This is a genomic window from Acinetobacter calcoaceticus DSM 30006 = CIP 81.8, from assembly GCF_000368965.1.
GTDB classification, from domain to species: Bacteria; Pseudomonadota; Gammaproteobacteria; order Pseudomonadales; family Moraxellaceae; genus Acinetobacter; species Acinetobacter calcoaceticus.
The window spans coordinates 1960576-1987020 of sequence record NZ_KB849780.1; the positions used below are offsets into that span (position 1 = coordinate 1960576).

Sequence of the window (26445 nt, forward strand, 5' to 3'; positions counted from 1 at the left end):
TGGCGAATACGTTTAATTATGCTTTAGCTTGCGCCATTAAATGTTCAATATCTGCAATATCTTTAACTACATTGGCAGTTAAAACTCGTGGCCCTTTCGACGTTGCGACCACATCATCTTCAATACGAATACCAATACCACGCCATTTTTCATCTACAGCTTCATCATCTGGCGCAATGTATAAACCAGGTTCAACTGTAACAACCATACCCTCTTCATATTGACGCCAGTCTTCACCTTTTTTGTAAGATCCAACATCATGTACATCCATACCTAGCCAATGGCCTGTGCCATGCATATAAAACTGACGGTATGCTTCGGTTTCGATGAGTTCATTAACATCACCTTTGAGCAAACCTAAATTAACTAAGCCTTCAGTTAAAATTTTGACTGCAACTTCATGAGGTTCACGGTAAGAATTGCCAATACGAACTGCATCAATGGCTGCATATTGGGAAGCCAGTACAACTTCATATAAGGCTTTTTGCTCAGCACTAAATTTGCCATTTACTGGGAAAGTACGGGTAATATCCGATGCATAAAACTCATATTCACAAGCTGCATCAATCAAGACTAAATCACCATCTTTTAATGGCTTATTATTTTCAACATAGTGCAAAATACAAGCATTAGCACCACCACCAACAATACTGTTATAAGAAGGCACACAACCGTTTTGCCCAAATATATAATTCAGCTCAGCTTCAAGAGCATATTCCATCATGCCTGGACGTACCATTTGCATCGCACGCGTATGCGCTTCAGCACTAATATTTGCAGCAATTTGCATCAGCTCAAGTTCTTGTGGTGACTTGACTAAACGCATTTCATCGACAATACGGTCGAGCTGTACCAATTGAGCTGGAGCGCTTTCATGTCGGTGCTCGGCATCTGCTTGTTTAATCCACTGGCTCACCCGTGCATCAAACGCAGCATTGTGCCCAATCCGATAATAAAGACGCTCTTTATTTAATAACTTTTCAATAATCTCTTCATCAAGCAAATCAATTGCATATGCTTCATCTGCGTCATAATCTTCAATTGCACCATCAATGCCTGCACGGTAACCATTCCAGATTTCCATCTCGCGATTACGTTCACGGCAAAAAAGACTATAGCTATAGTCATCGTCCTCGAAGGTTTCAATGACAGCAACTGCCTCAGGCTCAGCAAAGCCAGTCAAATAGAAAAAACTACTATCGGCACGGAATTTATAATCCGCATCACGATTACGGTACATTTCCTCACGCGTTGCAATAATTGCAATACTGTTTGGACCCATTTTTTCTGCCAGACGGTCTCTACGATGTCGAAAATCAGCTTGAGGCAATTTCATAATGATCTACTTGATTTAGAATTTTAAAGTCAAAAAATAAAATACAACCAATAACACATTGCCTCAATTAGCTTGGGCGATGTGGAGTAAACATTTCTACAATAGTTTGTTCTGTGTCTACAGCAGCAGATTTAATTTTTGCATGAAAGTTTTTCAATAAAGAACTGTCAGCTACAGTGATTTTTTTTCTACCAATAGACAAGCTTACAGGTATTAAGCGTACAAATTCATACAATTCTTCGTAGCTGCTTTCACCTTCCTCATCATTATCAGAGTCTTCAAATTCGACCGCTGCAATATCTTGAAGGTTCTCAATCAACTCACGTTCATCATCACGAATATGACCCGATGCCAACCCAAAACCTAATACAACACCCGCACACCAATCTGATAATGCTTGTACACGCTCTTGAAGCGTATGTTCATCATCAGGAAGCATTGGTAAATAATCTAATTCATCATCAGATATAGCGTGAACGACATCTTCTGCTTCATCAGTTAAAAGTGCTAAAGCATCTTCACTTAACTCTGGCACATTAAGGGTTGTTAAAATTTGTGACCATTCTTCACGCGTTGGCGCTTCTGTCACACAAACAATACCTGTTAACAAACCATGTAACTCACTAGGGCTTGAAATTTCTTCAATTCCTTCAAAATGAGCGTTCCAATCTGTCCAGCCTGAAATATCGTCTTGCATTCGTTTATCCAATCTCTATACTTTGTATATATTACCTTTGATTGCAATTCTGTGCGACCTCGTTATGTTAGAACAATTACAGCGGCTACAAGCGCATATTAGCGTATTAAAAACACGCTTACATCATTTAGAGAGTGAACATGCGGCACTCTCAGAAGCTAAAGAACTGGCTGAAACAGAGCATCACGCACAAGTTGTGCAAAAAAATAGTATTATCACTAAAAAACAAGAGGAAATTGAGTCGGTAACTGAGCAACTATCTCAGTTAAAAGGTCAATTTCAACAATTGAATCAGGATGCTAACACACTTGCTGAACGTTATAGCCGATTAGAAAAAAGTACGACTGATTTAAAAAATCGTTTTCAAGAAATTCTTGCCGAACGAAATGAATTACGTGTTGCAAAAGAAAAGTTACAAGCCCACCAGCGTCAAACCCAACAAGAGCTTCATGATTTACAACAAGATCGTGATCGTTTGTTACAAAAAAATGAGCTTGCCAAATCAAAAGTTGAAGCCATTATTCAACGTTTAGGAATTTTAGGTACTGCCCAAGATCAGCATGCTCAAGAAATTCAGCAGCTTGCCCATCCTAATGCTGAAACTGGTGAGGAGACCCAATCATGAGTGAACAAGTCATGGTAGAACTGAGGCTGATTGAGCAGACCTTTAGACTCGCGACTACTTTAGATAAAAAAGATGAACTTGAACGTGCAGCAGAACTTCTCAATGAAAAATTTAATGAGATGCGTCGTAGCGCCCCACGTGTTGAGCACAATAAACTGGTCATTATGGTTGCTCTACAATTGACTCAAGAAGTACTGAGCCTTAATAAGTCTTTGCAAGAATACACTCACTGTGAACGTTTACTGCAAACGATATTGGATGATGTTGAACAAATTGTTTAATAAACTATCCATACAAAAACGCCTTGCTCTATGAATAATAGATGCAAGGCGTTTTTTATTTAGACTATTAGAGCAATTGAAAATTATTTTATGCTTGTTAGTGTACAAAGCTTCATCAAACGCAAACTAAGTTTACAGTTCCAGAGGTTTAGGTGATTGCCAACATGGTCAGATCGGTTATACTTAAACTGTCTCTGGGATGTTCGCCAGCGGGTCTATTCCCCTGCCGATACTTAAACTTATGGATGTGTTCTGTATATTTAGAGTGTATGCCTACCTTCGTGTAGGAAACCCAGCAAGTATACGTCGCCTCCACCTTGAACTCATCGGGTTCAGGGTAACGACACATGCAGCGGCATCTTCGGAGCATTTAGTTTTAACTTTAAGAAAAATTCAAAATATTTATTTTAATTTAACCTTCCATACAGACCTGTCAGTCTAAAATTTTCTTTTTAAACATTAAATTACAGCTTAGCTAATTAATATCCCCCCTCTGTAATATTATTTTTTATTTCTATTAAGACACTCTTCATACCAGCCTGTTTGAAAATCTTCTATTGCTTTTCTTTTAAAGAAACTGGTTTTGAATATTTTGGTCGAGTAAGCCGAATTAATTAAATCCTGATAAAGTTGTTTCGCTTTTGGGTCTTCGAGACCATTCGCTATCTGTTGCAAATCTTGAGATGGAACTTTTTGTTGACGTGCCTCCATGACTGTATGAGCAACTTTTTTCACTACATTACAAATCTCAGGATCACTTACGTTTTCGTCAGCATGACAACCTAAAGCAAAAAAACCAAGAAGAAACAATTTAAACTTCATGACCCTACCTTATTTTTATAGTTTAAAACGAATGACAGAATTTAATTATTAAAAAAGAAATAGAAAATTTCTTACTATTTCTTTTTCAAAGATCACGCTGGATTAATCACGTAAAAATAAACAATAAGCCCAGCTAAAACGGTTGAAGCAATTGTTAAGTATGTACCGACCGTATTAAAACTCTGTAAGAATTTCAAGATTTCCATATCTAGAACCCCCTAAATTAGCAACTATAAAGACAAAATGAAATTTATCACAATTCAATAATGCCAATCAATTCACACTTATCTAATTTTTTGAGATTTTAAACATCAATTAATTTATTGGTTACACCTAATCGCAAAGGCACCCTTGTAGTAGTCAGTTGCACTTTGCAAATCTGACAACAATTTTTCTTCGGTATAAGGTTTTGGTGAAATTTTTATTAATGCGGGCATATATTGGGTCTTGTAAACCTCAGGATAATCATGGCACAAGATTTTGACTTTAACCTCTTGTGGTGTATTCGGATTATCCAATTGATCTAAAAACTCTCCAATTTTACGGTCGGACTCTTCAAATTGAGCTTTATAGTCAACTTCAGGTTCTGTTTGTTTTGTGCACCCACCAAGTAGTAATACGGCGCTTATTGTAATGGTTAAAATTTTTAACTTCATAGGCTTAACAATTTCGCATTTATCTTTTTAAATATTCTTATCTCATTAAATGTAAATAAATACTGGTAATACGTAAAGAAATAGAATTTTTTATCGCTAAAGAAGATATCTCATATCACTTTATGACAATTAACTAACCAAATAAATTTAAAGTTACTTTCTAATCACTCTTCTATTTTCATAAAGCTATTAAAAAATAGGTATAATTTTGCTCGACTGATCTCAAATCTTTGTTAGATTTACACATGAATGAACTTAGTTTTATTAGAAAAAATTTAAGATCTAAAAGACGTTCTTTAACCCCATTGGAGCAAAAACAAGCTCAGCTTAATGTTCTCCATCATTTAAATACTCTTGCTATTTTTCATTCATCAAAAAAAATTGGTTTATATCTACATGCCTTTGGAGAAGTTCATACAGACCTTCTCATAAAGTTATGTTTAAAAAAGAATAAGCAAGTTTACTTACCTATGATTTGTTCTATGAATCAAAATTTAGTTTGGGTAAGAATATCTAAGAATCAATATTTAAATCGACGTTTTTCTCACCACCCCCTAGGTATGAAAGAACCTATGGCAACAAGAGGAAAACATGTATCTAAACTTGATTTATTGCTCGTGCCACTTTTAGCATGTGATCATTCTGGTACACGCATTGGTATGGGAGGCGGTTATTATGATCGTACATTGGCAACTGCAAAACACAGGCCTTATCGTTTGGGTGTAGCCCATCAATTTCAATTTATTGAGCATACTTTAAAACGTCAAAGTTGGGATCAACCATTAGATGCTTTACTCACCCCACAACATATTTATTATTTTAAAAGATAATTTTTATATAAAAACAATTTCAATTCAAAAACTTAAAATCAGTCTTTACTTTTCATGCCTCTAAAATCATAAAAGTAACCATCCTAAGGATGGTTACTTTTAAGTGACAGACCGCTTTACCAATTTATATTAACACGCCTATTTAGTGTTCAATATCGAATAAGTTTTGCATTATTGTTAACAATACATTGCTTATAAATGGCACAAGAAACTGATTACTTTCCATCCAAACGTTTTTTTGTTATATGAATATTTCATAATTATTAAGCTAAATTACTTATCCTTGCTACAAATTTTTATTCTTCTTAAGAATTAATTCATTGATTCATAATATTTTTAAAAAAAGTTGACTAAATTAGTCATTTTTTCCACATTTTCTATTGAAAGGCCCTTGTAATTTTCAAAATACACATCACTATAAAAACATGGCAACCTCGTTGTCACTCATTAGGAGTGCCCATGTCTGAACTTATTATGAATGAAAAAACTGACTTAGAGCCTCAGGTTCCAAGTGTATTACCACTTTTAGCGTTACGTGATGTAGTGGTCTATCCACACATGCAAATTGCGTTATTCGTGGGTCGTGAAAAATCGATCAATGCAGTTGATGTGGCTCGTAACAGTGACAATTTAGTATTTGTAGTTGCGCAAAAAGATTCGCTTACAGAAGATATTGATCACGATAACCTTTATCAGTACGGAACTGTCGCTAAGATTGTTCAGGTCGTAAATCATGAGAATGATGAAAACTGCATCAAAGTACTGATTGAAGGGTTACAGCGCTCTAAGCTTGAAAAAATTATCGATGAAGATAGCCATTTGACTGCTGAACATAGCTTAAGTCCAATGACAATTGACGTAGATAAAGCTACCCAAGAAACTCGTTTACAAGAGTTACGTACTTTATTTGCTCAATATGCTGAAGCAAAATTACGTAATGCACGTGAACTGGTTGCGGCTGCTAATAAAATTGAAGACTTACTACAACTTATGTTCTTCGTAGCTACACGTGTGCCTCTAAATATTGAAATTAAACAGAAGTTTTTAGAGCACGATGAGTTTGAAGCACATTTGCAAGAGCTTATGAGCTACTTGGTGAATCAATCTGCTGAACAGCAAATTGAACAAACTTTGCATGACAGCGTAAAACGCCAAATGGAAAAAAACCAACGTGAATACTTTCTAAATGAAAAAATGAAAGTCATTCAACGTGAACTTTCTGACATGAATGGCGGCGCTGAAGATGACGTTGCTGAAATAGAAAAACGTCTTGCTGAAGCTGACTTACCTGAACACGTACGTAAAAAAGCTGAAGCTGAGTTCCGTAAGCTTAAAGCAATGCAACCAGCATCTAGTGAAGCGGCTGTTGTACGTAACTATCTAGAAGTAATTTTAGATACGCCGTGGAATAAAGCGAGCAAAGTGAGTATTAACCTTGCGAAAGCTCAAGAGATTCTTGATACAGATCACTACGGCTTAGATGACGTTAAAGATCGTATTGTTGAATACTTGGCTGTTCAGTCTCGTGTTAAAAAACTCAAAGGTCCGATTCTATGTTTAGTAGGCCCTCCTGGTGTAGGTAAAACTTCACTTGGTGAGTCAGTCGCGAAAGCAACAGGCCGTGAATTTGTTCGTATGGCGCTTGGTGGCGTACGTGACGAAGCTGAGATTCGTGGTCACCGTCGTACTTATATTGGTGCGATGCCAGGTAAAATCGTGCAGTCTTTAACAAAAGTTGGCGTGAAGAACCCATTGTTCTTACTCGACGAAATTGACAAGATGGCACAAGACTACCGTGGTGATCCAGCTTCTGCATTGCTTGAAGTATTAGATCCATCACAAAACAGTAAGTTCAACGATCACTATTTAGATCTTGATCTTGACCTGTCTGAAGTGATGTTCATCTGTACTGCAAACAGTATGAATATTCCTGAAGCATTGCTTGATCGTATGGAAGTTATTCGTCTACCGGGTTATACCGAAGATGAAAAAGTGAACATTGCTGAACGCTACCTTGTTCCAAAAGCAATTAAGAACAACGGTCTACGTGCAAAAGAGTTAACAATTCATGAAGAAGCGATTCGTGACATTGTTCAACGCTACACACGTGAAGCTGGTGTTCGTAGTTTAGAACGTGAAGTGTCTAAAATTGCGCGTAAAGTGGTAAAAGAAGCAGTAAGTAAAAAATCTAAAAACTTACAGCTTGATATTACCTCTGCCAATCTTCCAGAATACTTAGGTCCACACAAGTTTGACTTTGGTATTGCAGAAGATGAAGCGCAAGTAGGACGCGTAAATGGTCTAGCTTGGACATCTGTAGGCGGTGAGTTACTTACCATTGAAGTTGCAGCTGTAAAAGGTAAAGGTAAATTCATTACAACTGGTTCACTCGGTGATGTCATGAAAGAGTCTATTACCACAGCAATGACTTTAGTACGTACACGTGCCGATGAGTTGGGTATTGAAGCTTCTCGTTTTGAAGAAACTGATGTACACGTTCACTTACCAGAAGGTGCGACACCAAAAGATGGTCCATCTGCTGGTTTAGCGTTAACCACTGCCTTTGTATCAGCATTTACAGGTATTGCGATTCGTCCAGATATTGCAATGACTGGTGAAACAAGTTTAGGTGGTCGTGCAATGCGTATTGGTGGCTTAAAAGAAAAACTTCTTGCAGCACACCGCGGTGGAATCAAACTTGTATTTATTCCACAAGACAATGTTCGTGATTTGGCAGAAATTCCAGCCAATGTTAAAGAAGGTTTAGAAATCAAAGCTGTAAAAAGTATTGATGACATCTTACCTTTAGCATTAGTCTCAATGCCAAAGCCTTTACCTAAAACACCGATTGTAAAACCGGTGGAAGGTTCAAAAGCAGCACGTCACTAATTTAAATGTGAAAAAAGAGAGCTTCGGCTCTCTTTTTTTTGTTACACAATTTGATTGAAAAATATCCAACCATCCTCATAATAGGTATTAAGAGTATTTAATTAAATTAAGTATTCTTCGTTATCTATTATTTTATAGATAGCCTTGTTTTATTCTCTATGATCATCTGAACTCCAGACAGATGATCATTTGATCGCAGTCCAACACCGTTTTTTGGACTGCGTTTTTTATGCCTATTTACTACCACGAACTTATCTTTTCCTCAGGTATAATGCGCAAGCTGCTTTGAATGAATAGATAATATGAAAATTCGTATTCTGACCATTGGTCAAAAAATGCCTGCTTGGGTTCTCACTGGGTTTGAAGATTATTTCAAACGTATCCAACCTTTTGTGCAAACCCAAGTCATTGAACTTCCTATGGCCAAACGTGGTAAGAATGATTCAGAAGCAGATATTTTAAAATATTGCCAAATTGAAGGCGAAAGTATTCTAAATGCGTTAAAACCAAATGAAACTTTAATTGCCCTAGAAGTCGGTGGTCGGGAACTTAGTACAGAAAAGCTAGCTGACACCATGAAACAGTGGATGCTTGAAGGTAATGATGTAGTACTCGCGATTGGTGGTCCAGATGGCCTATCAGATCAAGTACGTAAAGCTGCGGCATGGCATTGGTCACTCTCAAAACTAACAATGCCACACCCTTTGGTACGTGTTTTATTAATTGAACAACTATATCGAGCGATGACTATTAATCATAATCATCCCTATCACCGTGCATAAAAACAACAACCGTTTCATTTTAGGAACAATCCGTTGAAATCAGGATACTTTTAACATGTCCTGATTTTGGCATAATGACTATTATTCTGCTTTTCAACTCAGGTGTAATGCAATGGAACTACAAACCCTTCCCGGACTGTTTATTTCACATGGTTCACCCATGCTTGCACTTGACCCGGAACAAGTAGGACCTGCTCTACACCGTTTAGGTGCAAATCTTCCTACACCAAAGGCAATCATTGTGATGTCTGCGCATTGGGAGAGTAAAGCACTTGAAGTGTGTATTTCGACTCGTCCCGAAACGTGGCATGACTTCCGCGGCTTTCCTAAAGAGCTATATGAAATTCGCTACAGCGCACCTGGGCAGCCAGAGCTCGCCGAAGAAATTTTAAAACTACTGGCAGATGCTCATTTTGTTGCTCATGCCAATAGCACCCGTCCTCGTGACCATGGTGTATGGATGCCTCTATTGCATATGTACCCTGACGCTGACATTCCTGTAGTCGAAATTTCTTTGCCAACCAATTTAAGCGCACAAGAAATTTATCGTATAGGGCAAACTCTCGCACCTTTACGTGACAAACAAGTTCTACTCATTGGTTCAGGCAGCATTACCCATAATCTTGCAGAGTTATCTTGGCAAGGAGACAACTCTAAAGTTCCTGAATGGGCTTCAGCTTTTAGAAATGCTGTCGTTAATAAACTTACCCATCAAGATTATGATGGTGTACTGGAATGGCAGTCATTGCCTTATGTAAAACGTAATCACCCTACTCTTGAGCATTTTGCACCTTTGTTTTTTGCTATGGGCACTGGCAATCGCTTTACGATTGTTCATAGTAGCTTCACAATGGGCTCACTAGGCATGGACATCTATCGTTTTGATTAATTTTTAGGAAATGCCCCGTTCCGCGGGGTATAACACCATTTTTATTGAAAATTAGAATAATTTACAAACTTATACATTTTAAAAACCGAAACAATCAAATGTTTACATTTTATTTTTTTAAGAATGATTTAAGCTTATTGCTGTTGTTTTTCCTTTGAAGTTTTTATATGAAAATTAAATATTTAATTCTTGCGTTATTACCTTTTTCTTTGATGGCATGTCAAACAGTTACAAATACTCCAGCTCCGATTGTATCTGAGCAACAACAAAACCTTGCAGCCACTTTAGGTGAATATGCTTGGACTTATCAAAATGTAAAAGCTTCTAAACCACTCGTACTTAATTTTAATGTAGATGGCAAATTGGCAATCAATACAGGTTGTAATGGCCAAGGCGGTACTTGGAAAGTTGAAGGTAACCAGCTTGTTACTTCTAACCTTGTTTCAACTAGAATGGCTTGCCAAGATGATCTAATGAAACAAGAACAACTTTCTAATAGCATCTTTAATGAAGCAAAATTACCAATCGAAATTAGCAACAATAATGGTCAGGTGATTTTAAGCGTGACAGATAAAACTGGTCAAAAGCACATTTTCCAAGGCCAAAAAGCAGTTAATACTCAAGCTTTAACAGATTATTCTTGGTCTTATCAGCCTGAAAATACAAAAAAACCAATCGTTCTTAACTTTACCAATGATCGTTTATCTATCGCAACAGGTTGTAACCGTCAAGGAACCACTTGGAAAGTTGAAAACAATACGATTGTAACGGCTGACGTAATGTCAACTATGATGGCTTGTGAACCTGCTTTAATGAAACAGGAACAATTTTCTAGCAGCCTATTCCAAAAGCGTGCAATTCCATTTGAGCTTAATACAACAAACGTTGATCAACCGACATTAACTGTAACTGATACGCAAGGTCAAAAATATACCTTTACTGGTAAAATGACACCAGAAGCAAAATATCAATCTGAAGGGAAAACTGTTTTCCTAGAAGTTGCTCCACAAACTAAATCATGTACTGGTGTAGCACCACAAACATGTATGCAAGTTCGTGAAATTAAATATGATGACAAAGGTGTTAAAACTTACGCTGACAAAAACTGGTCATTATATTATGGTCAAATTGAAGGTTTTGAACACAATCCAGACCAACGCGTAATTTTACGTGTAAAACGTTTTGAAGTGAAAAACCCAGCAGCAGACCAATCTAGCCTAGTCGATGTGTTAGATATGGTTGTAGAGCAAGAGTTAGTTAAAAAACCTAAAAAATAAGTTTTTAGATTAAGAAAATCCGATGCTCAGGCATCGGATTTTTTATTTCTATTCTTAGAAAATACCTTGAGCAAGCATTGCATCAGCTACTTTTACAAAACCTGCAATATTGGCGCCATCAACATAGTTAACAGTACCATCTTCTTTTGTACCGTATCTTACACAATTAGCATGAATATCTTTCATAATTGCATGTAGACGCTCATCGACCTCAGCATGTGTCCAGCTTAAACGAATTGCGTTTTGAGACATTTCTAAACCAGACGTTGCGACACCACCTGCATTAGATGCTTTTCCTGGCGCATACAAAATTTTGGCTTTGATAAAGTGTTCAACTGCCTCAAGTGTAGATGGCATATTAGCGCCTTCAGCCACGCAAATTACACCATTTGCGATCAACGTTTTAGCGTCTTCACCTGTTAATTCATTTTGCGTCGCACATGGCAAAGCAATGTCTACAGGAATATGCCAAGGGGTTTTCCCTTCAAAATACTCAAAACCATGTTTAGAAGCAAACTCGGAAATACGGCCACGCTTAACGTTTTTAAGATTCATCACTTCATCAAGTAATTCATCTGTAAAACCATTTTTTACATAAACAGTTCCGTTAGAGTCAGATAAAGTAACAACTTTTGCCCCTAAGAACATGGCCTTCTCTGCCGCATATTGCGCAACATTACCCGAACCAGAAACAGAGACTGTTTTGCCAACGAAAGACTGACCACGTGCTTTTAGCATTTCTTCTGCAAAATAAACCGTACCATAGCCAGTAGCTTCTGGGCGCATTAAGCTACCACCAAATGAAATTCCCTTACCAGTAAAGACACAAGCAGTGTCGTTACTCAGCTTTTTCATCATGCCTGCCATGTAACCGACTTCACGCGCACCGACGCCAATATCCCCTGCAGGAATATCCGTATTTGGTCCTAAATGACGATAAAGCTCAATCATTAATGCCTGACAGAATCGCATAATTTCAGCATCAGATTTACCTTTAGGATCGAAATCTGAACCACCTTTCCCCCCACCCATTGGTAAGGTTGTAAGTGAGTTTTTAAAAGTCTGCTCAAAACCTAAAAATTTTAAAATTGATAGATTGACCGATGGGTGGAAACGCATTCCACCTTTGAATGGACCAATTGCTGAATTATATTGAACACGGAAAGCTCTGTTAACTTGAGTCTGACCTTGATCATTCATCCATGAAACACGAAATTGAATAACTCGCTCTGGTTCAACAAGGCGTTCTAACAATCCCTGCTCTGCATACTCTGGATTTTTTTCAATAAATGGCCACAAGCTCGTCATGACTTCTTCGACAGCTTGCAAAAATTCAGGTTGATGCGGATCACGCGCTTGCACGTAATTCAGGAATTCATTCAGATTGTTGTATTTCAATGCACGGTCCTCAGCATAGTCATGAATTAAATTGGTGCAATACATTATTAAATGCATCATTTAGCAGCAAAATATTAAATCTCTTTCCATCAATTTTAACAATAGTTATTTTAAATTATTTTATTTATCTTAATTATCAAAAACTTATTTTTAGAAAAACTACTCAAAGATAAGAAATAGTAATTTAACTCTTCACTTTTACTGATCTATTATTGTGCAATATTAGCTACATTTTAGGTCAATTAAAAACCCGATAAATTCGTTAAAATCCATTGACCTTACTTAGGTTTTTCTTCATTATCGCATCGTTTTAACCAAGCTATTTGCCCACTATGAATTCATCTATTTCTCTCATACGCGAGATTGATGCGTTATTACCACAAACACAATGTGGTCTATGTGGACATCGTGATGGATGTCTACCCTACGCAAAGTCGATTGCTGAAGGTGAAGAAGCAAATAAATGTGTTCCAGGTGGACAACCTGTTGCTGATGCACTGGCAAATCTACTCAATCGCTCTCCATTAACTGCTGAAAGTAGCGTATGGCCTGTACAAACAGATGGCCGCCCACAGCGAATGAAAGCGATTATTCGTGAAGAGGAATGTATTGGCTGCACCAAATGTATTAGTGCTTGTCCTGTAGATGCTATCATTGGCAGTGGTAAGCTCATGCACACTATCTTGACCGACTTATGTACGGGTTGTGAGTTATGCATTCCACCTTGTCCAGTAGACTGCATTGATCTGGTCGAAGACACACAAGCCTTACCCAATGAACAACAGCGTGCCGCAGAACAAAATGATTTAAGGCAACGCTACTACTCACATATTCAACGTGAAGAAAAGCGTCGCAGTCACCGTAAAGGTCCTGTGGTACGCGCTGAAATTGACACTCAACTGTTTGCTCAGTTCTCTCAGGTACTTGATGAACTACCTTCAATTGAGCTCATTGAGAAACCTAAAGAAGCTGTGTTAACTGATGCAAAAACTACAATTGAGTTAGCTAAAATTCGTACACAAATTAAGAAACTGGAAAAACAGCTAGGTGTACGTGAAGATGCTAAAAAGCGTCTTCAACTCGAAGAACTACAACAGCAACTCATGCAACTACAGGAGGTCTGAATGGCTGTCAAAAATATGACGAAAAAGCAGATTCAAATATTCTTTGAACGCCTTCGCGAACAACGGCCGTCACCTCAAACCGAGTTAAAATATTCATCTTCTTTTGAGTTACTCATTGCAGTTATGTTGTCAGCTCAAGCTACCGACGTGAGTGTGAATAAGGCAACTGATAAACTTTACCCTGTGGCTAATACAGCCGAGAAAATCTACAACTTGGGCGTAGATGGCTTAAAGGAATATATTAAAACAATTGGTCTTTACAACGCCAAAGCCGAAAATGTCATTAAAACCTGTAAGATTTTAATGGAGCAATTTAACGGCGAAGTTCCAAGTAACAGGAAAGACTTAGAGGCCTTGCCGGGTGTGGGGCGTAAAACTGCAAATGTTGTTTTAAATACAGCTTTCGGACAACCGACTATGGCCGTCGATACACATATTTTCCGAGTCGGGAATCGTACGGGCTTAGCCGTGGGTAAAAATGTACTTGAAGTTGAGCACCGTTTAATTAAGGTCATTCCTAAAGAATTTATTTTAGATTCACATCACTGGCTCATATTACACGGCCGTTATTGTTGTATCGCCCGTAAACCTAAATGTGCCGAATGTGTGGTTGCAGATGTTTGCAACTGGCCCGACCGTTTCGAATTTGGTGCACAAAAACAAATTGCCATTAAAAATATTGAAGCTTAAAAATATGGTTGGGTATAGTTAACATACCCAATCAAACTTACTTTAGACGCTTGTTCTGATTACGCTCTTCTTTTGCTTGTTTTTGTACCTGCCTAAGCATTTTATAGCTCTGATAACCCAAAAATATGACGAGTGCCAGACTTAGCAATACCACCAAAATCAATATGATTTTCATATTGTTCTCCTGCACTGAATGAAAGAAAAGAGCCCTCATGATGAGAGCTCCTTGTCACAAATAATATTTTAATTATTTATCTAAAATATTAAACAAGTCTGTTTGTACATTTTCAATTGTACGTAAACCATTAAGCTTGTCATAAGTCGGCGCATTCTCACCAGATGCAGCACGGCTTTGATAGAAGCCAACCAATTGCTCGGTTTCTGTATGATAAGACGCTAAACGTTTACGGATCGTCTCTTCTTGGTCATCTGGACGTTGAACAAGATCTTCACCAGTTTCATCATCTTTACCTTCCACTTTAGGTGGGTTGTAAACTGTATGATAAACACGGCCAGAAGCTGGATGCTGACGACGACCAGAAAGACGTTGTACGATTTCTTCATCAGGAACATCAATTTCAATCACGTGATCAATGCTAATCCCTTCTTTTTCCAAAGCTTCAGCTTGTGGAATAGTACGTGGGAAACCATCGAAAATGCAGCCATTTGCACAGTCAGGTTGAGCAATACGTTCTTTTACTAAACCGATAATAAGTTCATCTGAAACCAAACCACCAGATTCCATTACACTTTTAGCTTTTAGACCTAATTCAGTACCTTCACGAATTGCAGCACGGAGCATATCACCGGTTGAAATTTGTGGGACATTGTAGCGCTTACAGATCAACTGAGCCTGAGTCCCTTTGCCTGCCCCAGGTGGTCCGAGTAAGATAATGCGCATAAAAAACATCCTCATTTAAAACAATAAATGTGAAGCCTGGCAGAACAAGTCTCATTAATCTTCAATAGATCCTGCCCGACGTCGAATTATAAGAAAGCCACAAACAAATGTATTGTACCAGCAATAAATCCGGTTACCCCACCTAATACAATAAGAATCCATTCATCCTCCTGAAATGCAGGACGCAATAAATTCTGAAACTCTTTGGGTGTCAGTTCGCGAATACGCTCTTTAAACATTTGAAAAATCTTCTGTGCCCGGCTTGCGTTTAGTGCAGGGTCACATACGGGTCCCATCGTAATTTCAATTGAACGATCAATCAAGTCCGTCTTTAATCTTGCGTACTCTCTTGGCCCTAAAGAAAGCTGTAAAGATGTACGAACTAACGGTGTTTCCATAATTTCGTTAATATGACGCTTCACAATGCGGCGCGTCTTGTCTTTACGCGGCCCATACATCATTTCAGTCATAATCGATTTTAACGTAATCAGATCTTCAGTTACCACGCTTGAAAACACATCAGAAACTTCTTCTTGACGCTTCATAAAAGCACCTTGGACATTATAAGTCCCAATTCGAAGAACTGGTACAATCCAAGGGAACTTACGATCTTTTGTTAACCTAAAAATCTGTGGGTAACGAATATAATGTGGCTCAAGAGGGTTAAACACCATCCAGATTGCAATCCAGTTCGTTAAAAAACCCCAAATCGCAGCCCAAAACGGGACTGTCCAGTGCCAAGGTACGACAAACCAAACAATCATTTGGAAAATACCAAAGAACATTCCAATTAAAGCACTAATATGCCAAATAAAGTTGATTTCTTTTTGACCAACTTTTAAGAACATGCGTACCATCAAACGGCGATCACCTTCCATTTGGCTAACGACCATTTCACGCATATTAACCAGTGACTCGACGTTCATGGTCAGCTCAGTCACTAATTCTCTTAACACGCCTGGTAATTGTTTATGCGCCTGAGCATAAATACGGCGTTTAATTGAATAAGGTAAGTTTTCCCAAAGTACAGCATTACGATCGATCATGACTTCATCAATCAGATGTTCAAGCTCAAACCCAACTTGTTCACCAATAATACGTGCCATGTCTTCAGGATCCATTGCTTCTAAAAATTCACGCAATGAACCTAACTTAGATAAAGTATTGTCGGTAATAATACCTGAGATACGTCCAGCCTTACGTGGCACAATACCTTGCCAACCTACTGGTAATGGACCTAAGTGGAAACCCCAAAATTTAATTGGGTAAAACACCATTTTTAAAGCCATCCATACGTGTGCCCATGTAACAAAGGCAGTGACGGGAATAATACTTAAAACGGCCCAAAAATCAGGTCTGTGTAAAAAGGTCTGCCACAATCCGCTGACGTACTCTAACATGTAAGACTCTCGTATTTATTTGTGCTCTGCTTATGGCGAGTTAACAATAAACTGCTTTTTTATAAACCAAAACTTAGAGAATAAGAAAATTGAATTTGTGGTTTAGTATCCGCGGCAACATTTCCATTTTGGTCAGTTAATTTTTCCGCCGCACCAATACCCACACTAAAAGTACTAATTCTTTCTGAATTCAACAATACATAGGCCAAATCGACACCAGCGCCTAAACGGGATTTATAATCACCATCGACCTCTTTACTATCGAGATGCCCAGCATAAAAACCGATATAGTAACCATTTTTATCTGTGCCGGTAAGATAATAAGGATATCGAAACCCGACTTGGCCACCAGCAGTTTTGTCACCATTCAAAAATGCGCCAACTTTTGCATAGGCAATACCATAAGGGTTTACCCATTCGCCGTTTAGATGTAATAATTTTTGTGTAAAACCTGCACCCACATTCCACGTAGATGCCGTATGTCCTGCTAATTTTGCTTCTGGAAGAAACGAATAGTCTTGAGCATGAGCCCAACTACTTACCGTCAAAACTGCAAGTAAGGGATAAATTTTTCTCATTATTTTCTCCATTTTCCCTAATCGTATGGTGAGAACAACCCTATTCTATTGAATGAGAGACTTTAACAGAATTATTTTGCTTCTTATATACAAGTATCTACAATTTTGTTGTCTGCAAAGTCAAAACGTATCTTATTAAAAGGCAATGAAACTTTGAAAATTATGCAATATTTTAAGCTCTCTTGCGTTAGAATAAGCAGCTATTTTTCTACCCTATGTCATTAAGTCGATCCTTATGAAGCAGCACTTTCCTTTAAAAGATATCCAGCAAGAAAAGCGCATTTATCGAGGACGAATCTTTTTTGCCGTAGGTCTGGTTATCGTTTGCTTATTAGTATTGATTAGCCGATACGCTTATCTACAAATTTTTCATTACGACGAATTCTCTACAGCATCTGACAAAAACCGAATTCGCTTGCAGCCACTTCCACCTGCTCGTGGTTATATCTATGACCGAAATGGTGTATTACTGGCAGACAACTATCCTGTTTTTACAGCAACTTTAAGTAAAACAGATGTGGAAGATGCCGACCATGTTGTTGAGCAGCTACAGCCTATTTTAGATCTAACACAAGAAGATATTGATCGTTTCAAAAGTCGTATAAAAACTGCTCGAAAAACTGAACGTGTCGCGATTAAACTTAATCTAACCGAAGCCAATATTGCCAAGTTCAGTGAAGCTAAATATAAATTCCCTGGCGTAAGAATCGAAACACAAATGACCCGTTATTATCCACATGGTGAGTTATTTGCTCATGTGATTGGTTATGTAGGGCGTATTAACGATAAAGAATTAAAAAGTATTGATAAAGATTTATATGCTGGAACCAACCTGATTGGAAAGATTGGCGTTGAAAAAAGCTATGAAGATTTGCTACACGGAACACCAGGTTATGAGTCTGTTGAAGCAGATGCCCACAGTAATATATTGCGCCATTTAGGCCGTAAAGACCCTACTCGTGGGAATGACCTCTATTTATCTTTAGATTATGGTTTACAGGCGGTTGCGTCTCAACAGCTCGCAGGCCGTCGTGGTGCGATTGTCGCCATCGACCCTCGTACTGGCGAAATTCTGGCTTTAGTATCTAGTCCAAGTTTCAATCCTAATTTATTTGTGACTGGTATTAATCATAAAGATTATAGTTCTTTACGTGATAGTTTAGATCAACCGCTTTATAACCGTGCTGTACAAGGTGCATATCCACCCGGTTCTACCATTAAACCAATGGAAGCCATGGGCGGTTTACACTACGGTATTGTAAACTGGTCAACAGCAATTTCTGACCCAGGTTACTTCCATTTACCCGGTGATTCTCATAAATTCCGCGACTGGAAAAAATCTGGTCATGGCATCGTAAACATGCATAAAGCCATTGTGCAATCATGTGACACCTATTTTTATATTCTTGCCCACCAAATGGGTATTGATCAAATGAACCAATGGATGCGTCAATTTGGGTTCGGTCAAAAAACAGGTGTCGACTTACCAAGTGAAAGTGAAGGTCTTTATCCAAATCCTGAATGGAAAATGCGTACTCGCAAAGCCAAATGGATGAAAGGTGAAACTATTTCCGTCAGTATTGGGCAAGGTGCATTTACAGCTACACCATTACAACTTGCTATGGCTACTGCAATTACAGCCAATCATGGTTCTCATGTCACCCCTCATGTTTTACGTGCAACTCATGGTGCAAAACCATTTACTGTGCGTAATGCACCTGATGGAAAAATCAACTTCAATGGCACAGATGAAGACTGGGTTCAAATGCGCGATGCCATGATTGATGTAATTCAATCAGGTACTGGCCGAGGCATTCGTACACCTCTATATCAAATTGCAGGAAAAACAGGAACTGCACAGGTTAAAAGTATTGCACAGGGTAAACGTTACAATGAATCAGCCCTGAGCGAACGCCAACTTGACCATGGTTTATTTGTTGGATTTGCACCTGCTGACAAACCAGAAATTGCGATTGCCGTGGTTTGGGAAAATGGTCGTCATGGTGGTTCTGCTGCCCAACTTGCAAGACCTATTTTTGATTATTGGTTGTTAACTCGCAAGAAAAATCCAACTCGACCAGCAAACCATCAAGTCAATGGTGGACTGATGACAGCTGGAATTAAGCCAGGTGAACTCCCAAGCGGTGGTGATAGCTCTAGTCCAGCACCAGCCATCTCAACTGCACCTGCAGCATCAACACCACCAGCTACACCAGCTCGTCCTGCAACCGAGGTCGATGAATAATGAAAAATCAATTACGTATTATTGGCGGCGAATGGAAAAGACGAGTACTTCCTTTTGCTAGTATTGATGGCTTACGCCCCACTCCAGACAGAGTGCGTGAAACTTTGTTTAACTGGTTAATGTGGGATATTCAAAATGCGCATGTCCTTGATGTGTGCACAGGCTCTGGTGCATTAGGTTTTGAAGCATTGTCACGTGGCGCTGCGTCAGTTTATATGATTGAACCAGACAAGACTCAGGCACGATTTTTAAAAGATAATGTTGAGCTATTAAAAGCCCAAAACTGTCATTTAATCAATGCAACTGCTCAACAAGCTCTACCCCGTTTGAAAGAACAGTTCGATGTGGTGTTTTTAGATCCACCTTATAGTCTAGATTTATGGCAAGAGCTCTCTAACTTGGCAGAACCACATATTAAAAAGAATGGGTATATTTATGTTGAAGCTGATCGAGATTTATCTCAGCTTCACCTTCCTGCAACATGGCAACAAGTTAAAACAACGAAAGCTGGTACAGTTCATGCTGGGCTTTATCAGAAAGTAGCTGAATAAAAAAGGTAGCTTAAAGCTACCTTTTTTTGCAAGGTTTTAACTAACTTAATCCAATCACTGCAACAATTGCCGCACAAGCACCTACAATTTTTTTGCCATATGGCACATATCGTGTAAGTGCAGCACCTAATGCCAATCCACCACAATAAATTAAAGCCATAGCCGCAACCATACCTGTCACCAATGCAACGACATGTCCTGCATGTGCTAATTCAACTCCATGCGCTATGCCATGAAAGCTTGCAAGTAATGCCGCAGCAATTGGTAAAACACGATTTGATTTTGTCCATAGTGCAATTGCTGTAACAATCAAAGAAGCAACAATCCCATATTCAGCAACATTTGCAGGTACTAAACCTTGAGCACCAATTAAAAAACCAACAATGAGGGTAACACTCAAAGTAATTACACCTGCAACTTTCCATTGTTTAGCTGCTGACCAGAGTAAAACACCGAAAGCTAAGGCCATCACTAAATGATCTAAACCAGTAAATGGATGAATAAAGCCTGCCATAAAACCCGAATGTTGATGATCATGTCCTGGGTGTGCCATTACAAGTGTAGGTAGCAATGCAAGGAGCCCTATGCCCCATTTTTTAATGAAGTCCATAATCTCTCCTTAAGCTTTAAACAGCCCTTGTTTCTCGATAAATTGAATAATTTCTTCAAGACCATCTTGTGTTTTCATATTTGAAAATAAGAATGGTTTTTCGCCGCGCATGCGTTTCGCGTCTTGATCCATCACATCAAGATTTGCACCGACCATTGGCGCAAGGTCAGTTTTATTAATAATGAGTAAATCTGATTTGGTAATGCCAGGCCCACCTTTACGTGGAATTTTTTCGCCACCAGCTACATCAATTACATATAACGTTAAATCAGAAAGCTCAGGACTAAATGTCGCTGCCAAATTATCACCACCGCTTTCAATGATAATGAGCTCCAAGCCTTCAAACTTTTCACATAAATCATCAATTGCAGCCAAATTAATTGAAGCATCTTCACGAATTGCAGTATGTGGACACCCACCTGTTTCGACACCCACAATACGATCTGGCGACATCGCTTCGTTACGAGTTAAAAAATTTGAGTCTTCTTTGGTATAAATATCATTCGTTACCACAGCCATGTTGTATTTATTACGTAAGGCTAAACATAAATTAAGAGTAAGCGCAGTTTTACCCGAACCCACCGGTCCGCCAATTCCAACTCGTAATGGACTACGTTCTGTCATGATTTTTATCCTTTTTTCCTAAACTTAAGATCTGAATAACCGTGAATATTGTGTTTCGTGTTTCATGCTCAGCATGGCATAACGAGGTAAAGCGCTGCTCAATTGCTCATCATTAAGGTTTAAGGCTTTTTCTATCGCCTGTGGTACCAAACCATGTAAATGCCATAAAATTCTTTGTCCAGCCATTTGCCCTAACGGTACGGTTTTTACCGCAGCCAGAACCTGATTTTCTAGAACAGTAAAAGTGTAGGCTGTGAGCACATCAACGTCTTTAAGCTCAAGTCGACCACAGAGCTGTGCATAGACAGGCACAAAACCAAACTGCTTTTTAACCTCAACAGTTTTTTTTAAAACATCTCTAATCCACGCATTTAAAGAAAATGCCAGCTGCTGAGATTCTGCTAAAAGCTCTTTACTTTCTCGGCTTGCTCTATATAAATTTGCCCAAACCAGAAACTGATCTTGGTCATCATAATGTTGCATGAGGCGTTTCAGTACTGGTAGCTCAAACCGTACTAACAGCATCTCCAGCACTTCTTCAAAATAAGCAATTGCCGATATTTCATCGTGTATTAAGCCAATATCAATGGCTGTTTCTACACCTTGTGAATAACAATATGCTCCGACTGGCAACGCCGTAGAAGACAGTGTCAGTAATTGAAGTAATTGCGCCGCGTTACGAATGGACATGGTGCAAAGCTTTGATTGGGCTTAAGCGATGATCATGGCTATGCTGCGCATAAGCACCACTTTCGGGTTCAAATGGATGATCAATCTCTGTCACTTTCAGGCCTAAGCCCTCGACCATTTCTGCAAGCACATGATCAGGCTCAAAATATAAAGCAGTAGGTGTCAGCATTAATGGCACATGTCTGTTACCGAGGTGGTAGGCTGCTTTAAGCAAATCAAAATCAGTTTCAGCAGTGACTTGCATTAATCTTTCAGGTTTAGCATCAACACGTAGTACATCGCCCTGTGGAGTTGCAATATATGAACCACTACGCAAAATGCCAGTACGTGGTAAATCGGCACCAATATCTACGCCACTCGCTAAAGCCGCTCGAAATCGTGATTTTTGGCGGGTATCAAAAGTCAGTTCAACCGTTTCAAATGTCTGATCAGGAGAAATATGTTCAAGGCGTTGTGTATAGATTTTCATTTAGCTCTTCTCTCCTTATTTATTTCATTCATGTGTATAAATTAATGAGGCAAATCACCTCTGTAAAACTCATTAAAACAAGAAATAACGCTGAGCCATTGGCAATACTTCAGCAGGTTCACATGTTAATAATTCACCATCTGCACGCACTTCGTAAGTCTCGGGATGTACATGCATAACAGGACAATATGTATTGTGTTTCATGTCGCTTTTGCTAATCGCACGCGTGTTTTTACATGGGCTAATTAACTTTTTAAGGTTTAATTTTTCAGCAACTTTTTCATCAATAGCTGCTTGCGATAAAAATGTAATGCAAGTGTTGTGCACACCACGTGGATAAGCACCAAACATTGGACGATAATGCACTGGTTGTGGAGTTGGAATTGAAGCATTAATGTCACCCATCGGTGCTGCTGCAATCATGCCACCTTTAATAATCATAGATGGCTTCACCCCAAAAAAGGCAGGTTTCCACAACACCAAATCAGCAAGTTTTCCGACTTCAACCGAACCAACTTCATGACTTAAACCATGTGTAATTGCTGGGTTAATCGTATATTTGGCAATGTAACGTTTAACCCGATTATTATCATGAAACTCATTATCACCCTCTAAAGGACCGCGTTGAATTTTCATTTTGTGGGCAGTTTGCCAAGTACGTAAAATGACTTCCCCTACACGACCCATTGCCTGAGAGTCGGATGACATCATGGCAATGGCGCCTAAGTCTTGCAGAATATCTTCGGCTGCAATCGTTTCACGGCGAATACGACTTTCTGCAAAAGCGATATCTTCAGCAATTGCTGGGTCTAAATGGTGGCAAACCATGAGCATATCTAAATGCTCATCAATGGTATTAATCGTATAAGGTCGTGTTGGATTAGTAGAAGACGGCAAAACATTACTTTGTCCAATTGCTTTTAAAATGTCTGGTGCATGCCCACCACCTGCACCTTCGGTATGGTAGGTATGAATCGTACGATTTTTAAATGCGGCTAGAGTCTCTTCTAAAAAACCACTTTCATTTAAAGTATCTGTATGAATCGCGACCTGCACATCAAACTCATCCGCCACGCTCAAGCAGTTATCAATGGCTGCTGGTGTTGAACCCCAATCTTCATGCAGCTTTAAGCCAATCACTCCAGCTTTAATTTGCTCTCGAATTGGGTCTGGTAAACTTAAATTACCTTTCCCTAATAAACCAATATTCATCGGCAAATCATCAATGGCCTGTAACATGGTAGCAATGTGCCAAGGTCCCGGAGTCACGGTAGTTGCAGAGGTTCCTGCTGCCGGTCCTGTACCACCACCAACCATTGTCGTCGTACCGGACATCAGTGCCGTTTCAACTTGTTGAGGACAAATCCAGTGAATATGAGTATCAATACCACCTGCTGTTAAAATTTGTCCCTCACCCGCAATAACCTCTGTTGCAGCTCCTAAAGGAATCGTAATGTCTGGTTGAATATCGGGATTTCCAGCTTTTCCTATTTTCCAGATTCGACCATTTTTTAAGCCCACGTCAGCTTTAACAATTCCCCACCAATCCACAATTAAAGCATTGGTAATGACAGTGTCAGCGACTTCTTTAGCTAAAAGTTGGGATTGCCCCATCCCATCACGAATGACCTTTCCGCCACCAAATTTAACTTCTTCACCGTATATCGTTAAATCTTGCTCAACTTCAATAAAGAGCTCTGTATCAGCCAAGCGAATACGATCACCGACTGTTGGACCAAACATCTCAGCATATGCACGACGTGACATTTTCATAACTTAATACTCATCTCTTTCATTATCGTTGTTATGTCTAATCCAACTTGCCCATGACGCGGCCTGCGAAACCATATACTTCTCGCTTACCAGCTAAAGCAACCAGCTCAACTTCCCGAGTTTGTCCCGGTTCAAAACGAATTGCTGTACCAGCTGCAATATTCAATCGAAAGCCTTTAGCTAGCTCACGATCAAACTGTAGTGCATCATTTGCTTCATAAAAATGAAAATGAGAACCCACCTGAATAGGCCGATCGCCAATGTTGGCAACCACAACTTTTAAAGTTTGCCGTCCAACATTCAGTTCAATATCAGCATCTGGAGTAATGATTTCGCCGGGGATCATAAGCGTTCCTTTTATACGATTGGCTGATGAACTGTGACTAATTTTGAGCCATCTGGAAAAGTTGCCTCGACCTGAACCTCAGCAATCATTTCTGGCACACCATCCATCACATCTTCGCGCTTTAATAAGGTTGTACCGTAATGCATTAAATCACTGACCGTCATACCGTCCCGCGCACCTTCAAGTAAAGCTGCTGAAATAAAAGCAATAGCTTCAGGATAATTCAGTTTCAAGCCCCGAGCTTTACGCCGCTCAGCAACCAGTCCTGCTGTAAAAATCAGTAATTTATCTTTTTCTGTTGGATTGAGTTCCATATCTCTTTCCTAAATTTCATTTATATTCTTTAAGCAAAATACGTGCTCAAAAGCAGCATACTTGTTTTAATCGTTTTTTAAATACGCAATTTAACGTAACTTAGGTTTTCCAAATTCTTGGAAATTCTTCTTCTAAATCAAACCAATATCGACGCAATTTAGCCCGTATAGCTGCAAAAGCATCATGACAATGTCGGACATCATTTCCCAAAAAACGGGCCGAAACCACATCATCCAATAATGTTAATGTGACAGGTGCTTGCATACGCATCATCAATTCTCGAATGAGTTCTAGCTGTTGTTCTAGGTAAAATGATGAACGATATTTCTCGGGAGCGGCTGCCCAAAAGCTTCCCATTACTGCTTGATTGTTCATACCTAAACATGAACTAAGCCAACGATCTTCTCCTTCAAAATACAAAGTATCTGCAACCAACAATTTATGTTCGCGCCACAATTTAAACTGGTTGTAATAACTCCCTTGAACAAAGCGCTCAGCACGTGCCTGCCGCCCAAGTACCAACATATCCCATCCAATAAAACTTGCAGCATTATCAAGATGAATATGAGTTTCTGAATGCGCTAAAGCCCCATCAAAAAGCATCGTTTCTTGTGGAACCCATTCTAAAATAGACTGATCTTTCACATGCAAATGAATATGCTGAAAAGCTTGTTTCCCATTGGTTTTGTACCATTTCCCCGCTCCAGGAGTAGTCACTACTGCATGGGCTTGATCTTTGGTTTCAATTTCAAAAGTAAGATGATCTCCTCCTGCAATTCCTGCGGGTGGATGAACAATAATGGCATGACATACACCTGTTCTTTCAGGCCAGAGCATTTTTTGCACCCTAACAGGGCCATGATGTTTTCGATGACTCATTATGGTGCGTGAATTTTCAAAACAAAAACCGAGCTCGAGTTGTGCATACCAAAATGGTGCTGAAGAGTTTTTTGGAAACGGTTGTGCCTGATTCATTCTGGTTCATATGTTCAAAATAAGTGCTTAAACTTATAAGCAAAATACGCACCAAATATAAAAATAAGCCGACTGATAAAATTAGATACAATTTTTCGATTTTAATGAGTTAAAAAATCATCAATGTCTAACATAAAACCACAGTAACTTATGGAATTGTTTATACAATAGCGCCCACCGTTGCTTCCATACTTGCTCTCCATGAAACTTTTTTTCGTGTTAACCCCACTTGTCTTTTTAACTGGGTGTATTTTTGGCCAATCTAGTGAGGTCAAACGTGCAGAAAAGATCCTGCACAATTTCGAATGTAAAAATGTTGAGACAAGCCAGCTTGCAACAAGCTCGATTAATTCTTACTACCAGCAATCTTTAGCGGTAAGCAAAGAAAAAGCAACTTCATACGTAGAGAGCTACAAAAATGGTGAAGAATTATTCGACATGCCGCTGGATGAGGTTTTAAAGCAACAATACCAACTCTATAAATCAGCATGCGACTCTCTAGGTGGAGTTTCTGCGCAACCGTAATTTATAAGGTATTCATTAAATCGTTTTAGTGAATACCTCGTTTTTATTTTCTTTTGAATAATTATTCAAAATTTACTCACTTTATCTTTTGTTAAAATTAAATTACATACTTAAACTTTTATTAAGCTCTCATATTTCATAGCCTAT

Annotated in this window: 30 protein-coding genes and 1 other RNA gene; 13 read left to right on the forward strand and 18 right to left on the reverse strand. The window is 38.8% G+C overall.

Features of this window, described 5'->3' with window-relative positions; genetic code table 11:
• Positions 1-16 precede the first annotated feature (16 nt).
• Positions 17-1336, reverse strand: a complete 1320-nt coding sequence (gene pepP / locus F936_RS14155) for a Xaa-Pro aminopeptidase (protein ID WP_005048323.1) — start codon at positions 1334-1336, stop codon at positions 17-19.
• A 67-nt stretch (positions 1337-1403) separates the two neighbouring features.
• The gene (locus tag F936_RS14160; RefSeq protein ID WP_005042155.1) at positions 1404-2033 is read right to left on the reverse strand and encodes a UPF0149 family protein; all 630 of its coding nucleotides are present in this window, start codon (positions 2031-2033) and stop codon (positions 1404-1406) included.
• 64 nt (positions 2034-2097) lie between these two features.
• On the opposite strand from F936_RS14160, the gene F936_RS14165 reads away from it, so the two are divergent.
• From F936_RS14165 to ssrS, 3 genes are all read left to right on the forward strand, one after another.
• Complete coding sequence (locus tag F936_RS14165; protein ID WP_003652857.1) at positions 2098-2658, forward strand: hypothetical protein; 561 nt, start codon at positions 2098-2100, stop codon at positions 2656-2658.
• Positions 2655-2939 carry a cell division protein ZapA gene (locus tag F936_RS14170; protein WP_003652859.1) on the forward strand — a complete coding sequence of 95 codons (285 nt, stop codon included), beginning with the start codon at positions 2655-2657 and terminating at the stop codon, positions 2937-2939. Before F936_RS14165 ends, F936_RS14170 begins: the two co-directional genes overlap by 4 nt.
• Before the next feature lie 188 nt (positions 2940-3127).
• A non-coding RNA gene (gene ssrS, locus F936_RS18985) (6S RNA) lies at positions 3128-3311 on the forward strand.
• 129 nt (positions 3312-3440) lie between these two features.
• Here the strand turns inward: ssrS and F936_RS14175 are convergent.
• The 3 genes from F936_RS14175 to F936_RS14180 all read right to left on the reverse strand — a co-directional run bounded on the left by F936_RS14175 (position 3441) and on the right by F936_RS14180 (position 4417).
• Positions 3441-3761 carry a hypothetical protein gene (locus F936_RS14175; protein WP_005048325.1) on the reverse strand — a complete coding sequence of 107 codons (321 nt, stop codon included), beginning with the start codon at positions 3759-3761 and terminating at the stop codon, positions 3441-3443.
• Between the two features lie 92 nt (positions 3762-3853).
• Positions 3854-3967 (reverse strand): hypothetical protein, encoded by a 114-nt coding sequence (locus F936_RS18990; RefSeq protein ID WP_004641844.1) that lies wholly within the window; start codon positions 3965-3967, stop codon positions 3854-3856.
• A 114-nt stretch (positions 3968-4081) separates the two neighbouring features.
• Positions 4082-4417 (reverse strand): hypothetical protein, encoded by a 336-nt coding sequence (locus tag F936_RS14180; protein ID WP_005048328.1) that lies wholly within the window; start codon positions 4415-4417, stop codon positions 4082-4084.
• A gap of 245 nt (positions 4418-4662) precedes the next feature.
• On the opposite strand from F936_RS14180, the gene F936_RS14185 reads away from it, so the two are divergent.
• From F936_RS14185 to F936_RS14205, 5 genes are all read left to right on the forward strand, one after another.
• Positions 4663-5247: a 5-formyltetrahydrofolate cyclo-ligase gene (locus F936_RS14185; protein WP_005048330.1), complete on the forward strand. Its 585-nt coding sequence runs from the start codon at positions 4663-4665 to the stop codon at positions 5245-5247.
• A 459-nt stretch (positions 5248-5706) separates the two neighbouring features.
• Positions 5707-8136: an endopeptidase La gene (gene lon, locus F936_RS14190; protein ID WP_005048332.1), complete on the forward strand. Its 2430-nt coding sequence runs from the start codon at positions 5707-5709 to the stop codon at positions 8134-8136.
• Between the two features lie 302 nt (positions 8137-8438).
• On the forward strand, positions 8439-8918 hold the full coding sequence (gene rlmH / locus F936_RS14195; RefSeq protein ID WP_003652981.1) for a 23S rRNA (pseudouridine(1915)-N(3))-methyltransferase RlmH: 480 nt from the start codon (positions 8439-8441) through the stop codon (positions 8916-8918).
• 112 nt (positions 8919-9030) lie between these two features.
• Positions 9031-9807, forward strand: a complete 777-nt coding sequence (locus F936_RS14200; RefSeq protein ID WP_005048334.1) for a DODA-type extradiol aromatic ring-opening family dioxygenase — start codon at positions 9031-9033, stop codon at positions 9805-9807.
• A gap of 167 nt (positions 9808-9974) precedes the next feature.
• Positions 9975-11084 (forward strand): META and DUF4377 domain-containing protein, encoded by a 1110-nt coding sequence (locus tag F936_RS14205; protein WP_005048336.1) that lies wholly within the window; start codon positions 9975-9977, stop codon positions 11082-11084.
• Between the two features lie 54 nt (positions 11085-11138).
• Here F936_RS14205 and gdhA read toward each other — a convergent pair whose 3' ends face one another.
• Positions 11139-12542 carry an NADP-specific glutamate dehydrogenase gene (gdhA, locus tag F936_RS14210; RefSeq protein WP_026055536.1) on the reverse strand — a complete coding sequence of 468 codons (1404 nt, stop codon included), beginning with the start codon at positions 12540-12542 and terminating at the stop codon, positions 11139-11141.
• A 272-nt stretch (positions 12543-12814) separates the two neighbouring features.
• On the opposite strand from gdhA, the gene F936_RS14215 reads away from it, so the two are divergent.
• Together F936_RS14215 and nth are read left to right on the forward strand one after the other, a co-directional pair.
• The gene (locus tag F936_RS14215) at positions 12815-13606 is read left to right on the forward strand and encodes an RnfABCDGE type electron transport complex subunit B (RefSeq protein WP_005048340.1); all 792 of its coding nucleotides are present in this window, start codon (positions 12815-12817) and stop codon (positions 13604-13606) included.
• Positions 13607-14296, forward strand: a complete 690-nt coding sequence (gene nth, locus F936_RS14220) for an endonuclease III (protein ID WP_005048343.1) — start codon at positions 13607-13609, stop codon at positions 14294-14296.
• A gap of 37 nt (positions 14297-14333) precedes the next feature.
• On the opposite strand, the gene F936_RS19650 is transcribed toward nth, so the two are convergent.
• The 4 genes from F936_RS19650 to F936_RS14235 all read right to left on the reverse strand — a co-directional run bounded on the left by F936_RS19650 (position 14334) and on the right by F936_RS14235 (position 17175).
• Complete coding sequence (locus F936_RS19650; protein ID WP_003652992.1) at positions 14334-14471, reverse strand: hypothetical protein; 138 nt, start codon at positions 14469-14471, stop codon at positions 14334-14336.
• Between the two features lie 72 nt (positions 14472-14543).
• The gene (adk, locus tag F936_RS14225) at positions 14544-15197 is read right to left on the reverse strand and encodes an adenylate kinase (RefSeq protein WP_005048346.1); all 654 of its coding nucleotides are present in this window, start codon (positions 15195-15197) and stop codon (positions 14544-14546) included.
• Between the two features lie 86 nt (positions 15198-15283).
• A complete protein-coding gene (locus F936_RS14230) occupies positions 15284-16597 on the reverse strand; it encodes a DUF445 domain-containing protein (RefSeq protein ID WP_003652996.1) in 1314 nt (437 codons plus the stop codon).
• Between the two features lie 59 nt (positions 16598-16656).
• Positions 16657-17175 (reverse strand): hypothetical protein, encoded by a 519-nt coding sequence (locus F936_RS14235; protein WP_005042185.1) that lies wholly within the window; start codon positions 17173-17175, stop codon positions 16657-16659.
• Between the two features lie 235 nt (positions 17176-17410).
• Between F936_RS14235 and mrdA the strand changes: the two genes are divergently transcribed.
• On the forward strand, positions 17411-19420 hold the full coding sequence (gene mrdA, locus F936_RS14240) for a penicillin-binding protein 2 (protein WP_005048348.1): 2010 nt from the start codon (positions 17411-17413) through the stop codon (positions 19418-19420).
• Positions 19420-19971, forward strand: a complete 552-nt coding sequence (rsmD, locus tag F936_RS14245; protein WP_005048349.1) for a 16S rRNA (guanine(966)-N(2))-methyltransferase RsmD — start codon at positions 19420-19422, stop codon at positions 19969-19971. The genes mrdA and rsmD overlap by 1 nt, the downstream gene beginning before the upstream one ends.
• A gap of 40 nt (positions 19972-20011) precedes the next feature.
• Here rsmD and F936_RS14250 read toward each other — a convergent pair whose 3' ends face one another.
• From F936_RS14250 to F936_RS14285, 8 genes are all read right to left on the reverse strand, one after another.
• Positions 20012-20581 (reverse strand): HupE/UreJ family protein, encoded by a 570-nt coding sequence (locus F936_RS14250; RefSeq protein ID WP_005048351.1) that lies wholly within the window; start codon positions 20579-20581, stop codon positions 20012-20014.
• 9 nt (positions 20582-20590) lie between these two features.
• The gene (ureG, locus tag F936_RS14255; RefSeq protein WP_002117800.1) at positions 20591-21205 is read right to left on the reverse strand and encodes an urease accessory protein UreG; all 615 of its coding nucleotides are present in this window, start codon (positions 21203-21205) and stop codon (positions 20591-20593) included.
• Positions 21206-21229: 24 nt separating this feature from the next.
• The gene (locus F936_RS14260) at positions 21230-21895 is read right to left on the reverse strand and encodes an urease accessory protein UreF (RefSeq protein WP_005048353.1); all 666 of its coding nucleotides are present in this window, start codon (positions 21893-21895) and stop codon (positions 21230-21232) included.
• Positions 21882-22364, reverse strand: coding sequence for an urease accessory protein UreE (gene ureE, locus F936_RS14265; RefSeq protein WP_005048356.1), 483 nt, complete (start codon positions 22362-22364; stop codon positions 21882-21884). The genes F936_RS14260 and ureE overlap by 14 nt, the downstream gene beginning before the upstream one ends.
• Positions 22365-22436: 72 nt before the next feature.
• On the reverse strand, positions 22437-24137 hold the full coding sequence (gene ureC / locus F936_RS14270) for an urease subunit alpha (RefSeq protein ID WP_005048357.1): 1701 nt from the start codon (positions 24135-24137) through the stop codon (positions 22437-22439).
• Positions 24138-24174: 37 nt separating this feature from the next.
• Positions 24175-24483 (reverse strand): urease subunit beta, encoded by a 309-nt coding sequence (locus F936_RS14275; RefSeq protein WP_004641817.1) that lies wholly within the window; start codon positions 24481-24483, stop codon positions 24175-24177.
• An 11-nt stretch (positions 24484-24494) separates the two neighbouring features.
• Positions 24495-24797 carry an urease subunit gamma gene (gene ureA / locus F936_RS14280; protein ID WP_002117495.1) on the reverse strand — a complete coding sequence of 101 codons (303 nt, stop codon included), beginning with the start codon at positions 24795-24797 and terminating at the stop codon, positions 24495-24497.
• Positions 24798-24897: 100 nt separating this feature from the next.
• Positions 24898-25773, reverse strand: coding sequence for an urease accessory protein UreD (locus F936_RS14285; protein ID WP_005048359.1), 876 nt, complete (start codon positions 25771-25773; stop codon positions 24898-24900).
• Between the two features lie 201 nt (positions 25774-25974).
• On the opposite strand from F936_RS14285, the gene F936_RS14290 reads away from it, so the two are divergent.
• Positions 25975-26298: a hypothetical protein gene (locus tag F936_RS14290; RefSeq protein WP_005042208.1), complete on the forward strand. Its 324-nt coding sequence runs from the start codon at positions 25975-25977 to the stop codon at positions 26296-26298.
• Positions 26299-26445: the final 147 nt, after the last annotated feature.

Coding starts and splice junctions, on each gene's coding strand:
- mrdA (WP_005048348.1), top strand. CDS start 17,411: ATGAAGCAGCACTTTCCTTTAAAAGATATCCAGCAAGAAAAGCGCATT.
- F936_RS14230 (WP_003652996.1), bottom strand. CDS start 16,597: ATGTTAGAGTACGTCAGCGGATTGTGGCAGACCTTTTTACACAGACCT.
- ureE (WP_005048356.1), bottom strand. CDS start 22,364: ATGAAAATCTATACACAACGCCTTGAACATATTTCTCCTGATCAGACA.
- F936_RS14180 (WP_005048328.1), bottom strand. CDS start 4,417: ATGAAGTTAAAAATTTTAACCATTACAATAAGCGCCGTATTACTACTT.
- F936_RS14160 (WP_005042155.1), bottom strand. CDS start 2,033: ATGCAAGACGATATTTCAGGCTGGACAGATTGGAACGCTCATTTTGAA.
- F936_RS14235 (WP_005042185.1), bottom strand. CDS start 17,175: ATGAGAAAAATTTATCCCTTACTTGCAGTTTTGACGGTAAGTAGTTGG.
- F936_RS14215 (WP_005048340.1), top strand. CDS start 12,815: ATGAATTCATCTATTTCTCTCATACGCGAGATTGATGCGTTATTACCA.
- F936_RS14285 (WP_005048359.1), bottom strand. CDS start 25,773: ATGAATCAGGCACAACCGTTTCCAAAAAACTCTTCAGCACCATTTTGG.
- nth (WP_005048343.1), top strand. CDS start 13,607: ATGGCTGTCAAAAATATGACGAAAAAGCAGATTCAAATATTCTTTGAA.
- F936_RS14260 (WP_005048353.1), bottom strand. CDS start 21,895: ATGTCCATTCGTAACGCGGCGCAATTACTTCAATTACTGACACTGTCT.
- F936_RS14165 (WP_003652857.1), top strand. CDS start 2,098: ATGTTAGAACAATTACAGCGGCTACAAGCGCATATTAGCGTATTAAAA.
- F936_RS14250 (WP_005048351.1), bottom strand. CDS start 20,581: ATGGACTTCATTAAAAAATGGGGCATAGGGCTCCTTGCATTGCTACCT.
- ureC (WP_005048357.1), bottom strand. CDS start 24,137: ATGAAAATGTCACGTCGTGCATATGCTGAGATGTTTGGTCCAACAGTC.
- gdhA (WP_026055536.1), bottom strand. CDS start 12,542: ATGATGCATTTAATAATGTATTGCACCAATTTAATTCATGACTATGCT.
- rsmD (WP_005048349.1), top strand. CDS start 19,420: ATGAAAAATCAATTACGTATTATTGGCGGCGAATGGAAAAGACGAGTA.
- rlmH (WP_003652981.1), top strand. CDS start 8,439: ATGAAAATTCGTATTCTGACCATTGGTCAAAAAATGCCTGCTTGGGTT.
- F936_RS14205 (WP_005048336.1), top strand. CDS start 9,975: ATGAAAATTAAATATTTAATTCTTGCGTTATTACCTTTTTCTTTGATG.
- F936_RS14175 (WP_005048325.1), bottom strand. CDS start 3,761: ATGAAGTTTAAATTGTTTCTTCTTGGTTTTTTTGCTTTAGGTTGTCAT.
- F936_RS19650 (WP_003652992.1), bottom strand. CDS start 14,471: ATGAAAATCATATTGATTTTGGTGGTATTGCTAAGTCTGGCACTCGTC.
- F936_RS14185 (WP_005048330.1), top strand. CDS start 4,663: ATGAATGAACTTAGTTTTATTAGAAAAAATTTAAGATCTAAAAGACGT.
- pepP (WP_005048323.1), bottom strand. CDS start 1,336: ATGAAATTGCCTCAAGCTGATTTTCGACATCGTAGAGACCGTCTGGCA.
- adk (WP_005048346.1), bottom strand. CDS start 15,197: ATGCGCATTATCTTACTCGGACCACCTGGGGCAGGCAAAGGGACTCAG.
- ureA (WP_002117495.1), bottom strand. CDS start 24,797: ATGGAACTCAATCCAACAGAAAAAGATAAATTACTGATTTTTACAGCA.
- lon (WP_005048332.1), top strand. CDS start 5,707: ATGTCTGAACTTATTATGAATGAAAAAACTGACTTAGAGCCTCAGGTT.
- ureG (WP_002117800.1), bottom strand. CDS start 21,205: ATGACAGAACGTAGTCCATTACGAGTTGGAATTGGCGGACCGGTGGGT.
- F936_RS14275 (WP_004641817.1), bottom strand. CDS start 24,483: ATGATCCCCGGCGAAATCATTACTCCAGATGCTGATATTGAACTGAAT.
- F936_RS14290 (WP_005042208.1), top strand. CDS start 25,975: ATGAAACTTTTTTTCGTGTTAACCCCACTTGTCTTTTTAACTGGGTGT.
- F936_RS14170 (WP_003652859.1), top strand. CDS start 2,655: ATGAGTGAACAAGTCATGGTAGAACTGAGGCTGATTGAGCAGACCTTT.
- F936_RS14200 (WP_005048334.1), top strand. CDS start 9,031: ATGGAACTACAAACCCTTCCCGGACTGTTTATTTCACATGGTTCACCC.
- F936_RS18990 (WP_004641844.1), bottom strand. CDS start 3,967: ATGGAAATCTTGAAATTCTTACAGAGTTTTAATACGGTCGGTACATAC.